The sequence below is a fragment of the Leifsonia tongyongensis genome, assembly GCF_010686705.1.
Classification (GTDB): Bacteria; Actinomycetota; Actinomycetes; order Actinomycetales; family Microbacteriaceae; genus Diaminobutyricibacter; species Diaminobutyricibacter tongyongensis.
Window position 1 is genome coordinate 405,742 of record NZ_JAAGWY010000001.1, and the last position, 14,191, is coordinate 419,932.

The window sequence follows — 14,191 nt, forward strand, 5'->3', positions numbered from 1 at the left end:
CATGAATGTACTGGCAGATGCCGAGAGTGACAAGGACGGCGACACGGCGCCGCAGATCGCCGCTTCAGGCACCGTGACAATGGCGATGCCGCTGGGCAAGCGCTCCCGCGAGCAGATCTTCCGCGAGACTACTGAGACCTACCTAGCAACCCTCGGGGCGTTCGGCCATGCCTCCCTTCCCACGCCCGAGGAGCTGGAGCCCCAGCTCATGTCGAGGATCGAGGGAGAGTTCGCCATGGAAAATATGGCGTTCAGAGCGGACGGGGGTGCCGGCGGCCGCCTGATGAAACCGTCATCGCTGCCTCCCATTGCGATCGCGATGGCTATGCGGAAGCTGTTTCGAATTGTCGTCATCCGCCCTTCCGGCACCTCCGAGGGGGAGGCCCGAGCGCGGGGGATGCTTGCACGCTACGAGACGACCGGGCCCGACGAGGGACTGTACGTCGGCCGGCCCGAGTACATGCGCTCGATTGTCAGGCGGTTCAGCTCCGGCATGTCCAAGGAAGGCGCGAAACTTGTGTTCGACCTCGTGCGGAGTCACGCAGACGCCGTCGAGCCCAATGACAACCCTGACTTGATAGCGGTGAACAATGGCATCTTCGACTTCGTGAAAAAGGAACTGATGCCGTTCTCGTCAGAGCACGTCTTCCTCTCCAAGGTGCGCACTAACTACGACCGCAACGCGGTGACGTCTCCAATCATCACCAATCCAGATGGGACCGAATGGGAGATAGTGCAATGGACCGTCGATCTGTTCGACGACGCTGAGCGCACCCAGCTCCTCTGGGAGGTATTGAGCGCGTCGGTGCGACCGCTGGTGAGGTGGAATAAGGCTGTTTACCCGTTCGATGAGGATGGGGAGAACGGGAAAGGAACATTCCTCGTACTGGTTCGCTGTCTCGTCGGAGCTGGCTCCTGGGTGTCAATACCGATCGCAGACTTCGCGAATAAGTTCCAGCTCGCGCAGATTGTGAATAAGAGCCTGGTCGTCACCGATGAGAACGACGTGGGTTCCTTCAGCGACAAACTCGCAAACTACAAGGCAGTCATCACGGGCGACGTCATCACTATCGAGGAGAAGTTCGAGAATCCATATTCGTACGTACCGCACGTGTTCGTGATCGAGTGCCTGAACTCGTTTCCCAAGGCTAAGGACACGTCGCGATCGCACTATCGGCGGCAATTATTCTGGCCCTTCTCGAAGTCTTTCACTGGAAGCGCCAACTCGAGCATCAAGGAGGACTACCTGACGCGCCGGGAGGTTCTCGAATACGTCCTCCATCGTGTGCTGCACGCCGAGCCGTTCTACAAGCTCTCGGAGCCCAAAGCGAGCCGCAAGGTTCTGGGAGAGTTCAAGAACCTAAACGATCCGGTACGCGCGTGCTGGGAGGACATCGAGCACCAATTGATCTGGGACCTGGTTCCGACCGCCTTTCTTTACGAGCTCTACGTGGCATGGACTGAACGGTATGCACCGAACGGCAAGGCAGTCGGCATTGGCGAGTTCGGCCGGCGAATTGGGGCAATCGTTCGAGAGACCGGACATTGGGAGCAGGGCACCTACCGCCCCGGTACGCAGATGAACGAACCTGAACTGCTCATCGAGCGCTTCGACCTGCGGAACTGGATGAATCCCAGCTACACGGGCACCGATCCCTCGAAGCGGTGCCAGCCCAAGCTCTTGGAGCGTTATCGCGGCTTCAAACGGAGCGCTACCTGGGTCGCCAACGTTGACGACGATGACGATGACAGCGATCTCGATCGAGCGCTTGACGTCGATTGCGACCTGCCCGCGGCCGCATAAGTCTGCGACCTGGCGAGCCTGCGCGGCTCGAGTTCAAATGGCCGTCGGCCGGACACTAGTCCGGCCGACGGCCTTCTTGTTGTCTGCACAAGCGCTGGAACAGACGGTGGCATCTGGGAACGCCCCACGAGCCTGCTGTTCCGGTGAGTGTTCCACCGCTTTTCCACCTCTGACCAGGGAATATGGCACGAGTGGAACACTGGAACATCAAATTGCACCTGCAAGCTCGCCCTATGCACGCGCTGGCAGTAGTCGGGGGGATATTCAACTTAAGACTGCTTTTGGTGTTCCATGTGTTCCATTTATGAATATTTGCTGGTCAGAGGCATTTTTGCACGGAACAGACGCTGGAACCTACCTCGATTGAGTGTTCCAGGTGTGTTCCACCACCATCGACTCATCCAGGGCCGAACTACTCGTCAACATCACCGTCGATGAACGCCTCAACCGCCCGCCGCACCTCAGCGTGCCGATCCTCTCGGATCGCCAAAACGGGCGCTCGTTCGTCCAACAGCGGATTTGCACCGATGAACCAGCGACGTGCCACCTCGCGGCCCTCAGCCGCCTCGAGCGCAATCCAGACGTGATTCGCGAACTGCGCGCGAATCCAAACCTCGGGCGCCAGTGACGGCCACTCTGAGCCGACCCACTCGTTCGGCTGATCACGAGGCACACCCGTTAACGCCGCAACCAGCGTCACGCCCAAGGCATTGTTGAGTTGACGTACGACGTCTCGCTTCCGACGAGCCTCGTTAGTCAATCTCTGAATCCGTTCGGTCGAGCGCAGCAACTCAACCGCCAGGGCAACGGGCATGCCCTTCGGGATTGCTGGAGCGGCTCGCTCGAGTTCGTCAGGGTCCACCCAATAGCCAGGCCAGCCCGAGGGGTGGTTGGCCCGTTTGATCCAGGGTTGCTTGCCCTCCACAAGATTGTGTCGAACGAGGAGCTCAATCACGCTTACCCGGGCCCCACCCGTATCTGCCCACAGCCGCAGGTTCGCGATCACCGTCTCGTTGGGGTCCTTGACGATCGCCTTGAAAAGCTCCCGCTGGTGCTCGTCGAACTCGAACTCGTTCGGTACGACGTGGGTTGAACCCGTGTCGTCCGACGACTCCGGGTGCTTGTACTGCCGTTCCATCCAGTAACCAAAGGAACCCTGGCACTTAGCTCCGGCAGGGCCACCTGGGGCCTCGTGACGCGCAAGGTATCCGAGCTCGGGGACGGCTTCCGTCGCCTGCGTGAAGTCGATGATGGCAATACCCTGCCCGCAGACTGGACAAGTCCCCTGCTTCATGGGCCGAGCCTAGCGGCCACGGAGGACAAGCTACCGGTCCACCACCCCCGGAGGCGTCCTAGGAGGAAGCACGATCCACATCCGAGGTGCGATGCCAGACAAGGCGGATCCGCGCCACGCAGGACGTACCGCGGGGCAGTCGCGGCAGGATATTCCGGCTAAAGGGACGTCCGCGAGCCGTACGAAATCCGTGGTTTTCCCGCTGATACTGTGGGGCCTTCATCTCAGATTGGAGACCGATGGCACCGCGCCCCACCTCGCCCAGATTGATGCCGGCATGGGCGAATTTCATGCTCGCCGCTGCCGTCCCGTTGTTCTTCATCAGCTTCATCGGCGTGATGGTTTCCACTCAGGCCAGGGAGGACGAGTACGGGCACTATCTCGGTCCCGTGGCGCCGGGATGGGCCGGCTTCTTCGCCACGCTGCTCGTGCTGAGCCTCCTGAGCATCGTGATGGGGATCTTCGTCTTCTTCTTCCGGATGGCCTGGGTGGTCAACAAGGCGGCGAACATCGATCTGGAGCGACGCCTCGAGCGTCAGCGAATCGCGGCCGCGAAGTACCAGGAGTACAAGAACGCAAACGGCCCCGCCTACTGGCAGGGCCGTCTGGATCGGGCGAATGAGGAAGCCGCCCGCCGAGCGGCAGGCAACTAGATCCTCAGCGCGTCAGGGTGTTTTCCTCCTCCGCCTCCTGTGCGGCAGTGACCGTCGGCTCCTCGCTGAGCTCCGGGAACCGTTCGGCGTTCCCGGTCGGAACCCCCACCTCCCGCAGCTTCGGGGAAACGCTCCGTGCGGGGACAGCCCACGTTGCCGGCACGTAGTCGATGTTGGCAACGCTCTCTGCACGGAGCAGAAAGAGTCGTGTATTTAGAGCCCGGAGCCTGAGAAATGATTTCGGAAATGACTTTGGAAATCATTTCCGAAATGACATTCTTCCGTAGCGTGCGAACGGAAAGTTCCTGCCGATCTCGATGCGGCATCGTGCCTCACGAATTTGACCTCCCGCGGCAGAGATTCTCGAAACCTCTAGCCTCACTATTCGTCTGGGGATCAGATAGGCGAGTAGCGTCCGTGCGGGACTTCGATTCCGCATCGTTGTGAAGTCGACGAGCTGAGCTCCCCAGGCGCGCGAAGGCGCACCATGTGTGCACGCGAAAGCGATAACCAGACGGCTTCGGGATGCACCCGCCCGCGTCGTCCGCCCCGGTTACCTGACAAGCTCAGCGCACGTTGGTAACCGATGCGAAGCGGAGCCGGAAGGGTCCGCAACGCGCACGACGAGACTCGTCCGCACCCTCGGTGCAGCGGGGTCTTGTCGTCTCGGAGGGGTGACCCACCAACGGTGGGGGGAGGTGCCAACCCTCCCCCGGGTGTCGGGCTGGAGGCCTGACCAAGCTGTTATCCGAAGACACGAGCGAAGCGATATGTCTGACAGATAAACTGCTTGCCGTACTTCTTGTAGGCTGGTACCACCCTCGCGGAGCGCGGGTAACACAGGACCAGGCTGCAAGAAGGACCGAGCGGAGGGGGCGGGCGGATGACGCAGAACGATGAGGCGGGCGAAGCGACGCCGAAGCGTTCAAGGAAGAAGGCCGTCAACTTCGCGAAGCGCCGCACACTGCGATTCAGCGACGGCGAGGAACGAGTCGTCGACGACGTGCGGCGAGCCTTAGCCAAGTCCTCCGGACGCGACGTCGAAGACGTCTCCTTCAGCGAAGCTCTGCGGCTCATCATCACCAACAAGCCGGCCGTGGCCGATGTTGAAGCCAAGGCGCTCGCAATCGAGCGCAGCGGCACGGCATCAGCTGACTGGGGTCTCTACGCGATTTCCGATCGCCTCGCCTGGGAGCTGGGATATTTTCGGATCCATGTCGCTCGCATCGGTGGAAACCTGAACCAGATCGCCAAGCGTCTGAACATGGGCGACCCCGCGACCGCAGCCGAGATCTCCGAGGCGCTCGAGGGCGTCGCCGACATGCGAGTACTCCCCGACGAGATTGAACGGCGCATCGCGATCCTTGTCGGACATGGTCTCCCTCCTCGCGGAGCGGCGTAGTCATGGCCGTCGTTGTGGCGAGCTCAACCCGCATGGCGGATGCGCTCATCAACTACGCCCTCGACGACAAGCCCAACCAGCGCGGTGAGCGCTATGTGATGGCTTCCGGCGTCGGCGGGCTGCTCGTGTCCGTCGCCAAGGCCCAGATGCGTGATGTTCGCAAGAAGTGGGGCAAGGATCGACCGGGCGCCTTCGTTCAGGCCTATCACGTCATCCAGAGCTTCGGGAAGCATGAGCTCCTGCCTGAGGATCCAGACTCCTGGATGACAGCGCAGACGCTGGGACGTGCCCTCGCCGAGGACCGCTTCCCCGGCCGGCAAACACTCGTAGTGACACAACGCGACGGCAAGACCGGGTGCCTCCACAACCACATCGTCGTCAACAGCATCGAGACCAGGACCGGCAAGAGCCTCAACAGCAGCATCGTCATGCATTCACGTCTCGTAGAAGCGCATGAGCGCGTCTTGGAGGCTGAAGGCTTCGAGCAGCGGGCTGACCTGAGGCGGGCGTTCTCCGACGCGCAGGACCGCCAGGAGCGCGGTGTACCTAGCGGGTTGCGACGAGCAGGATCGGTTGATGCCAGCGAACTTCACGAGTTCCAGCGCTACTTGATCTGGGAAACGGAAAGCGCAGTTGCCGACGAGTATCGTCTCCCCCGCAATCCAGAGCCGTTCAGCGTTAACGTACTCAAAGGCTGCGCGCAACAGGCGATCGATGACCCAGCCTCGGTCGACTGGAAGTCCTTTGTAGACGCCGGCGTCAAGCATGGTGTCCGAATCGAGCAACGTGGCCAGAAGGGTCGAGGGATCTCTTACGGAATGATGCGTGAGCAGCCGGATGGCACTCGTGCGGAGCCGTCTGCCAGCGATAGGCGCCGATCCACAACGCTTGGCGTCGAATATGAGATGGACGCAGTCGAGCGCACCTGGGCGCAGAACATCGCGATGCAGCAAGCCCTAGTGGCGCCGGATCCGGTCGCCGCAGGGATCCATCTGAGTTCGGACGCAGCGACGCAGAAGCGCGGAACCGCCGAAGAACGGCTCCGCGCAGCGCTGGACGAGGTTGACCAGCTAACGAATGCAATGAGTCAGCGAATGATCGCGGACTATCTCGCAGCCAAAAACTCGCATTCTGAGCCAGTGATTCCAACCCAAGTCCCAGATGATTCGAATGAAGCGGCTTCCACCCTGGAGAACGAGCCACTCGCGCCGCCCGTCGCTGAGGCAGAGACAATCGATCTCGAGGAGCCCGCGCCCGCCATGGTGGTGGAGTCCAGCCCATCCGAGGCTGTCGCCGCGGATCCAAAGAGACAAGCGGCGGCGACGCTTGAAGAGGATCTGCGGAAGATCAACCAACGGAACCGGCGCCTCGGCCTGCCGCTGGTATCACCTGAGGAGTTCAGCGCTAACCGCGCAATGTCCCCTGCGCAACGCAAGCGGAGACTCGAGCACCCTGAGTGGTTTGAAGAAGCGCAAGTCGATGACCAGCCCGGACTCACGGACCGCTTTTCGCTCGACTGACAAGCGGCGACTTTTGTGGCCAGCAAACGGTCAGCCAGCGTCCAGCGGATGGCCAGAATATGGTCAGAATCTGGCCGCTGAAGCATCTCGGCCAATTCGGTCGACACGTTGTCCAGCAAATGACCAGCTAGTGACCATCAGACGGTCAGCTGATGGTCAGACGACGCCCACTGTTGATCAAGAGTCCCTCTGGGCCGCGAGTGGTCAAAGTTTGTCCAGCAAACGGTCACAATTTGGCCAGTAAACGGTCACTTAACGCCCAGATGACGGCCACAGCGGACCGGCTCGTGGTCACGGAATGGGGTCCGACACTAATGACGACGGACTGACCCGAGCACGGGCTCCAGAAGTGCAAGTCCTGCTCCGATGGTCGCTCCCTCGATGAACGATTCACCAAGGCGATGACTATATCGACGAAGCCGCGCGAGAAGCCGCTGAGGTTTGCTGGCTTGATGTGAGGGCAATCGCAACTGATCGCTGAACCAGGTGAGGGTCACTTCACCCTGATGCCATTCGGTCAGCTTGACCGCTGTTTGAATTCCGATGACCGCGGTGGCCTTGTCCGAGGACGCGGTCTGCATTTTCTGCGTCTGCTGGACCAACCATGCGCCGACTGCATGCTGATCCTTATCAAGTGCGAGGAGCAGTCTGGGGACCGCCAGGGAGAACTCGAAGTCAGGTCCGCGGGACCAGCGGAGTAGAGCCGGTCGCGCTAGGCCCCGCACCGAACGTTCCATGATCGAGAGCGCGTCCGCCACCATTGCCCGGCGTGAGTCAAGCCTTGCCGCGCGATCGCGACGTCGACTCTCGACGACGAAAAGGATGACGGTAACGAGAACGGTCAGGAAGGCAATCGAAATGCTGAGTGCCACGGGAATGTCCATGGTCGGAAGCTATCTGTAGGTGCAGACATCGCAAGGCAAGGGCATTGCCCCAGTGGGAGTGGCAATCTCAGCCGTGGATCAGTTTCTCGAGACCAGTCTCGTTCACGATGGTCACCCCATAGTCGCGCGCTTGCTTGGCCTTGCCTGACATCGAGTCGGGGTCTGCGGCTACCAGCAGTTTCGTCTTCTTGACGACGTTGTCCTTCACGACGAGTCCCATGCCCGTCAGAACCTGAGCCCACGCGTCCCGCGGCTTGCTCATTTCCCCGGTAAGCACAACGATGTCGCCTGGTGAAAGGTGGAAGCCGGAGCTGAGCACGAGCGCGTCAGTAGCTGGCGCGCGCGAAATCGCACCAGCGACTGAATCGGTGTCGATACCGAGGATTTCGCCAACCTCGCGGATGTCTATGGCTTCGTCCGCCGTCACGATGTGGTCGGCCCATGCAGCAGTTACAAGTCCGTCGAAGTACGCGCGATGCGCAAGCCTGACGTCATCCGGCGTCAGGCCGAGAGTTGCCGCCAGGTCCAGCAGGGCAGAGCCTTCCGATATAGACACAACGCGGTCCAGCATCACCCGGTCGAGAAGCGCAAGGTAGTCAACGTTGAGGTGGCTCCCTATGCTCGAGGTTGTCAACGACCCAACGAGTTGAGAAACGAAGGACGGCTCAGGCTCGAACGTATTCGACCTGGGAACCCACGGCACTGACGCGTCGACAGAATATGGTCCGTGGGGCGACGTCGACGCCAGCCAGGCCGCCCAGTACTGGCGGTCGGAAACGGCTCGCATGTATGCGTGAAGGAGTTCGGCGGTCGCGTACGCGTCTCCGCCGGCGCTGTGAGCATCGAGAAGTTCAACACCAGCGGCTAAACAACATTCAGCGAGTCGGCGATAGCCTGACCAGTGCTCGCTCATCCGCATCGTGCAGAACCACCGATCCGGTTCGGCAACGGACAGGCCCGCTTCGGCCATCTGGTAACCGAGGAACCGCGAATCGAAGGAGGCGTTGTGCGCGACCGGCACGCGGTCGTCGAGCAACTCCGCGATGCGTGGCGCTATGCGTTCGAAGATCGGCGCTCGAGCGGCGGCGGCAGCTGTGATCCCGTGGATGTGCTGAGGTCCCATGTCGCGCATCGGGTTCACGAGAGTCTCGTGGCGAGATTCGATCTCTCCGCCGGGTGACATGAGGACTATTCCCACTTCGACGATCCGGTCGTGCTTCGTCGGGAACAGCCCAGTTGTCTCCAAGTCGACAACAGCGAAACCTTTACTCATATTCAAATGCATCCTCTGATGGCGGTTGACCAGCGCATGGCGATCCGACATAGATTCGCACGATGTTCGCGAGGGAAGTAGCCCCCAATAGGGCCGCGAGCCAGAGCGATCCCCGATTAACTGATCATCGCGAATCGAGCAGCAACAAGTACATCGCTTGCCGCTTCGGGTGCTCGTTCTCTAAGGAAGCGCGAGGGCGATACGTCCCCAAGGAGCGGATTCATTCCTTTGAACCACGACTGGATCGTGACCGCGTCCCACCGTTCAAGAAGAATACCCAGCGCATGGAATGCCGTACGCAGACGAGCGTCGCTGTCTGCTGAGGGGACAGCGCGGCCTTCCACCCAGGCTCCGACGACACTCGTTGTGCCCTCTCCCCCGATGTACGCGACGAGGCGCACACCAAGCACCTCCCTGCGACGCGTCGCGATCTGAGCGATGGTGAGCTCTCGAGCTTCGTCGCCGGCACGACGCCACGACCCGTATTCGACAACGTCCATGTCGCTATGCTGCACCATCTGGAGTGGTCGTAGGCACGCTCTTCAACGGAATCAGGGCCGCGTCGCGACGCGAAAGAGGCTGCCGCACCAGCGCGACACGCCGGGGACTTTTCGTTCTTCCACGTATTCGAGAATTCGCGTTGAGGGGTCGCTCCCGTTACTCCGAGTTTGCCTGATTCGCGATTACGTTTCCGTGCATGGAAAAAACTGGATCCGCCCACGAGCTGGGCGAAAACGGCAACTTTGAAGCTCGAGGCGACGGCCGCCGGCGGTTGACGATGACTTCACGACACCGACGACTCATCCGGTTAGAGAGGGATCTCGAAGACGTCCTCGTGGCGAATCCGGAGCTTCTCGACGTGTTGATCATCGGCCGCCAGGTAAGGACGCCGAATGGCGCAATCGACCTGCTGGCCATCGATGCAACAGGGATCGTCCACATCATCGAGCTCAAGTTGGGCGACACCACGCCAAAGATCATCGCCCAGGTGCTGGACTACCACCACTGGTTGAAGGTTCAGAGCAGAGACGAAATCATTCGGGTTGCCGCTCGCGCTCCCCTATACATGGACTTGCCGGCTGCGTTCGAAAAGTACTTCGGTCATCCGCTACCCGCCCCGATCAACCATGCGCGAGTCATCACGATGGTCGCTGCATCTATCGATGCCAGAACGGGACGCAATATCCAGACCCTGAACGAAGAAAGATTCTCGATCCGAGCCTTCCGCTATTTCGAGCAACGCGGCTCCGTCGGGCTCATTCCGCACGGCCACCCCGAGCAAGACATCCAGATCTCTGAAGTCGAAACGAGGCCAGTAGTGCTACCGGAACGATCGACGCCGGCGGTTGCGGCGGTGTACCGGGCACGGGTCGACGCGGACATCCAACTGTTCTGGCAGATCTTCGCTGAGCGCTTCACCTGGACTTTCGTGCCATTCAGTTTCGTCTATGCGCTCTATGAACACTGGCACTATTCAGAATCAGCCCCAGTCAAACGCCTGCGCCCGTTTTCGATAGGGCAATTCGGCCGCCAGATGTCCGCACTGATCGCAGAATCCCACCAGTGGACGCGCCTTCGTCGCGCGCCCGAACAACTGATGGACTGCTACGAGCCGATGACAGCGGGATTGACGAATTGGACGCGCCCTGACGCTGAAAAGGTTGTGGTCGGGTATTTGAGGAACTCGATCCAAGAGCACGGCCATTCCGGTTGCTGCAAAGGCGATCTACGGGCATTTGCGTAACAAACGCGACAATGTTGTCGAAGCCCAACGACTCCTTCGCGAGGCGGCCGAGTATGTGCTCGCCCGGGCTTCGGATGGATCGAGGGAGCGGAGGGCCTCAGTTCTTCTTGAGCTTGATCGACGTGGTTGTGGGGAGGGCACTCAGGCTGACCCAGAGCGTCGAGACGCCGATGATCGGCGGCGACTGGGGTCGATCTGCGGCACCGAAGAGGTCGCGAAACTACCGAGCAGCAAGAAATCCCCCGTCATCGATTGACCGACGCCAGGGACGACGTACCGGCCTGAGGGACTTCACTCCCCCGCACCAACCTCGTCATTCTGGATCTGGCTCGGTTCAGATGCACGGAGAGTGATCAGCAGCGCTGGAAGTTCCTCCACCGAGTACAGCACCGAGCGGGCCTTTGAGCCCTCGGCTGGGCCCACGACTCCGCGCGTCTCAAGCAACCCCATGAGCTCGCCAGCCTTCGCGAAACCGACCCGAAGCTTCCGCTGCAGCATCGATGTCGATCCGAATTGAGTGGAGACCACCAGTTCAGCCGCCCTCGCCAGAAGTTCCTGGTCATCCGAGCTTCCGGTGCTAACGCGCTGATCTGCCGCTGGCCCCTCGACTCCGCGCAGGTTTGCCCTTGCACGATCGAGCTGGGCGTTCACGTCGGCAAGCTCCGCCTGAGCATGGCGTAGTCTCGCCTGCGACTCGATCTCAGCGGTGGAGATGGAGACCCGCGACGCGGTTGTCGGTGCCATGCGGCCGTTCCTGCACCGATCTGCGGCGCCCTGCGAGCGATGCTGAATCGAGCAACCCGGATGCGTCCATACCATCGCACGACGACGACTGGTCAGCGGAATGTAGAACCGCAGCGGACCAATCCCGAACCGAAACCCGACACCCATGAACACACGATATCGGCAGGGCGCTTCATCGAGGTCCCCAGCCTCAGTACGCGTGAGCCTGGCTGGCAACGATCGTCACGAGAACCGCGAATCCGACCAGCGCCCAGATGCCCACCCCGATGATCTTCGACCGCCGATCTTCCCGCTTCCGGTCGTAGCCGCCGACATCCTGTGCGCCTGGTCGCCGGGCCCTGCGCCACGACAGGAAATCCCGTGACCTGTGGGAGATCGACATCCTGGATCAGCGTATTCCGGACTCTGATTTCGTACACAGCGAACCGGAGGTTCAGTTGTCCGTAAGACGACTTCGCCACCCGGCATACGGGCGAAGTCGGACTCTCGACCAAGCGCAATCCGCTGGCCGGATCGGTCGATCCGTCACCCGCTGAAGCCGTCCTCGACCATCGCTGCTGCTGCAGCGGCGGCCTCCTTGAATCGGTTCTCGCGAATCGCGTCCACCGGGGTGTCGTAGTCCAGCAGCGGATTCGACCCGATGAACCACATGCGTGCGACGTTCTCGCCCTCGGACGCCGCTATCGCGAGCCATTGAGTGTGCGCGAACTGCAGACGACGCACGGCTTCGGCCTGCGGCTCCGGACCATCAAGTTGAGCCCATCTGTAGGTGATCTTCGGGTCTTCACTGCCAGCCAGAGAAGCGACGAGAGTCGCGCCGAGCGCGGAGTTCAAACGTCGCGTGATCTCGCGGATTCCGATGTTCGCGGATAACGCATGCGCGTCACGAGTTGTAGTAGCCATATTCACTCGCTTGACTGGTTTGCATCCGATTGCTCCCACGCCTTCAGCAATTGCTCTCGCCAGCCCTTCGGCGGCGGCCACAGGACACCCCAAGCTGCGAGCGTCGCACGCGTCCACCCTCCAGCAGGAGTCCGCGCGGCGCTGACCTCATCAGGACTAGGCAACGTCATGCCTACAGTTTGGCGCACTGCGCCGACACGCGTTTAGCCGCGCGCCGAGGTTCTCGTACGTACGGTGATGCAGATGCATCTCGGGCTTCCCCGGTGCGCCGCAGACGAAGCACTCCTGCGGCATGCCAGATGTGAAGTAGCGCTGGCGGAGCGCTCACCACTCAGGCGACTGGTTGTAGCTGCGATATCTCGCAGGCGACACCGTCCGCCCTGCTGGGTTCGCCATGTCTCGACCCTAACGGCGGCGGTCCGGGAGCGGTTCGAATTCGTCCTCCCAGAATGCGTCGAAGCCCACTAGTCCGAACTCTTCCACCGTGCCCATTGGAGGTCACCGCGTTCGACCTCGGTTTTATCCTCCGGTGGTTGCTGATCGAAAAACCCAGTGCGGCGCCGCCGTTCGCCCCAGGTAGCAACCTGAAATGATCGAGGCTTCAGGTCGACGACCAGGTAGCTGCCCGAACTATTGAGAGACCAGCGAGCTAGCCACTACGGTCAGCATGTGCTGATTCGTCGCGAGGGTTCTCTCGAGCGAAGCCCTGCCGCCACGATCGCCGCTGTTCTTGCGGCTCTCTACGCACTGGGGCTTCTCACACTTGCCGGTTCCCTGGTCGTCGATCGAATGTACGGGAACGACGTCATCGCTCACCTCAGGGGTTACGAGGTTCGCGGCTGGGCGTTCGTCGTGGTCGCCTGCATCGCGGGCGCACTGCTTCTGGCGTTCGGGACCATCGCTGTATGGCGCGGGCGCCGCGGATACACGGTGATCGCCCCGTTGGGCTTGATCGTCGTGATCGGCTGCATCGGAGAGCCGATCGACATCATCTCGGGAAACCCGTTAGGCGACAACCTCATCGGCCTGCTCATCATCGTTGCAGCAGCACTTCCCCTTGTGCTGCTTCTTCTGCCGAGAAGAGCAGCAGCCGCGACGGCACAACCCAGCGAATAGGAAGACCCCGAGGCGCGTAGGCGCTCGGGGTCATCAGGTCGTGCGTGGTTTCAGACGAAGACGCGGCGGCCGTCTGAGTAGGTGAGCATGTAGTGGCCGTCGACGGTGTTGGAGACGAGGACGTGCTCGCCGTCCTTGGTGACGTACATTCCTGGAGCCATGATCGAGTCCTTCCTCGTCGAGGGATCGCGCCGTTGGGCGCTGTGCGATTTCGTGCAGAGGAGAAGCCCTCTTCTTCGCAGTTGTCCCGGAGACGGCTCTGCCGGCTCTGCTCAGGAACGAAAAGACCCCCGCCGCCGGTGAGGGCGAACGGGGGTCTCGGTGGGTGTGGGACCAGCAATCTCAGCGGCCGAGATCCCTCCACGCGAGGTGCGAGTTCTCGATGACGAGTACGACCGACGGCTCGGATTTCGCATCGAGACGAACCCGGTAACGATTTAGGGCCACCCAGGAGATCGCCCCGACCTCGAACGCGCCGACGTCAGGGATCGTCATGACGTCACCACGCCTGATGTACAGGTTCCCCGGGATCAGAGTGTCCGGAATGCGAGACGGCTCGTACAACGACGGTGTCTCAAGATAGATGACGGTGTCGTCGAATTTGATCCGGTACCGGCCGGGACGTTCGTCTTTCCAGATCGATTCGATCGGTTTCGTCCACCTGTCGGGCACGGTGATGACGCCGCCCCTCAGCAGGTGCATGTTCGACTGTATCGGCATTCGTACCCCCCTGGATCAGACGCGCGTCTCGTCGACGCGCGGGATGAGCCTATCGCCGCGGTGGAGCTGGGGCGGGAAGGCGATGTCGGGTTAAGCGCAGACTTCTGCCTCGAGCAGGTACCCGATCGGCTTAC

Annotated in this window: 14 protein-coding genes; 6 read left to right on the forward strand and 8 right to left on the reverse strand. The window is 61.3% G+C overall.

Annotation, left to right across the window (positions count from 1 at the left end; translation table 11 throughout):
• Position 1 precedes the first annotated feature (1 nt).
• A complete protein-coding gene (locus tag G3T36_RS02085) occupies positions 2–1,804 on the forward strand; it encodes a DNA primase family protein (protein WP_163287757.1) in 1,803 nt (600 codons plus the stop codon).
• A 412-nt stretch (positions 1,805–2,216) separates the two neighbouring features.
• Here G3T36_RS02085 and G3T36_RS19655 read toward each other — a convergent pair whose 3' ends face one another.
• A complete protein-coding gene (locus tag G3T36_RS19655) occupies positions 2,217–3,098 on the reverse strand; it encodes a hypothetical protein (protein WP_240148227.1) in 882 nt (293 codons plus the stop codon).
• 290 nt (positions 3,099–3,388) lie between these two features.
• On the opposite strand from G3T36_RS19655, the gene G3T36_RS02095 reads away from it, so the two are divergent.
• The 3 genes from G3T36_RS02095 (at position 3,389) to G3T36_RS02105 (ending at position 6,673) form a co-directional block, all read left to right on the forward strand.
• A complete protein-coding gene (locus G3T36_RS02095) occupies positions 3,389–3,751 on the forward strand; it encodes a hypothetical protein (protein ID WP_163287758.1) in 363 nt (120 codons plus the stop codon).
• A gap of 883 nt (positions 3,752–4,634) precedes the next feature.
• Positions 4,635–5,153, forward strand: coding sequence for a plasmid mobilization relaxosome protein MobC (gene mobC / locus G3T36_RS02100; protein WP_163287759.1), 519 nt, complete (start codon positions 4,635–4,637; stop codon positions 5,151–5,153).
• A gap of 2 nt (positions 5,154–5,155) precedes the next feature.
• Positions 5,156–6,673 carry a relaxase/mobilization nuclease domain-containing protein gene (locus tag G3T36_RS02105; protein WP_163287760.1) on the forward strand — a complete coding sequence of 506 codons (1,518 nt, stop codon included), beginning with the start codon at positions 5,156–5,158 and terminating at the stop codon, positions 6,671–6,673.
• 311 nt (positions 6,674–6,984) lie between these two features.
• On the opposite strand, the gene G3T36_RS02110 is transcribed toward G3T36_RS02105, so the two are convergent.
• The 3 genes from G3T36_RS02110 to G3T36_RS02120 all read right to left on the reverse strand — a co-directional run bounded on the left by G3T36_RS02110 (position 6,985) and on the right by G3T36_RS02120 (position 9,330).
• A complete protein-coding gene (locus tag G3T36_RS02110; protein WP_163287761.1) occupies positions 6,985–7,557 on the reverse strand; it encodes a hypothetical protein in 573 nt (190 codons plus the stop codon).
• 67 nt (positions 7,558–7,624) lie between these two features.
• Positions 7,625–8,830 (reverse strand): exonuclease domain-containing protein, encoded by a 1,206-nt coding sequence (locus tag G3T36_RS02115; RefSeq protein ID WP_163287762.1) that lies wholly within the window; start codon positions 8,828–8,830, stop codon positions 7,625–7,627.
• A gap of 116 nt (positions 8,831–8,946) precedes the next feature.
• On the reverse strand, positions 8,947–9,330 hold the full coding sequence (locus G3T36_RS02120; protein WP_163287763.1) for a hypothetical protein: 384 nt from the start codon (positions 9,328–9,330) through the stop codon (positions 8,947–8,949).
• Between the two features lie 197 nt (positions 9,331–9,527).
• On the opposite strand from G3T36_RS02120, the gene G3T36_RS02125 reads away from it, so the two are divergent.
• On the forward strand, positions 9,528–10,574 hold the full coding sequence (locus G3T36_RS02125) for a PDDEXK family nuclease (RefSeq protein ID WP_163287764.1): 1,047 nt from the start codon (positions 9,528–9,530) through the stop codon (positions 10,572–10,574).
• A gap of 291 nt (positions 10,575–10,865) precedes the next feature.
• Here G3T36_RS02125 and G3T36_RS20210 read toward each other — a convergent pair whose 3' ends face one another.
• From G3T36_RS20210 to G3T36_RS02140, 3 genes are all read right to left on the reverse strand, one after another.
• Complete coding sequence (locus tag G3T36_RS20210) at positions 10,866–11,318, reverse strand: DNA translocase FtsK (protein ID WP_420811028.1); 453 nt, start codon at positions 11,316–11,318, stop codon at positions 10,866–10,868.
• A 190-nt stretch (positions 11,319–11,508) separates the two neighbouring features.
• A complete protein-coding gene (locus G3T36_RS02135; RefSeq protein ID WP_163287766.1) occupies positions 11,509–11,700 on the reverse strand; it encodes a hypothetical protein in 192 nt (63 codons plus the stop codon).
• A gap of 143 nt (positions 11,701–11,843) precedes the next feature.
• Complete coding sequence (locus tag G3T36_RS02140; protein WP_338031427.1) at positions 11,844–12,302, reverse strand: hypothetical protein; 459 nt, start codon at positions 12,300–12,302, stop codon at positions 11,844–11,846.
• A 588-nt stretch (positions 12,303–12,890) separates the two neighbouring features.
• On the opposite strand from G3T36_RS02140, the gene G3T36_RS02145 reads away from it, so the two are divergent.
• A complete protein-coding gene (locus tag G3T36_RS02145) occupies positions 12,891–13,337 on the forward strand; it encodes a hypothetical protein (protein WP_338031428.1) in 447 nt (148 codons plus the stop codon).
• Positions 13,338–13,679: 342 nt separating this feature from the next.
• Here the strand turns inward: G3T36_RS02145 and G3T36_RS02150 are convergent, their stop codons facing one another.
• The gene (locus G3T36_RS02150; RefSeq protein WP_163287767.1) at positions 13,680–14,057 is read right to left on the reverse strand and encodes a hypothetical protein; all 378 of its coding nucleotides are present in this window, start codon (positions 14,055–14,057) and stop codon (positions 13,680–13,682) included.
• Between the last annotated feature and the right edge of the window lie 134 nt (positions 14,058–14,191).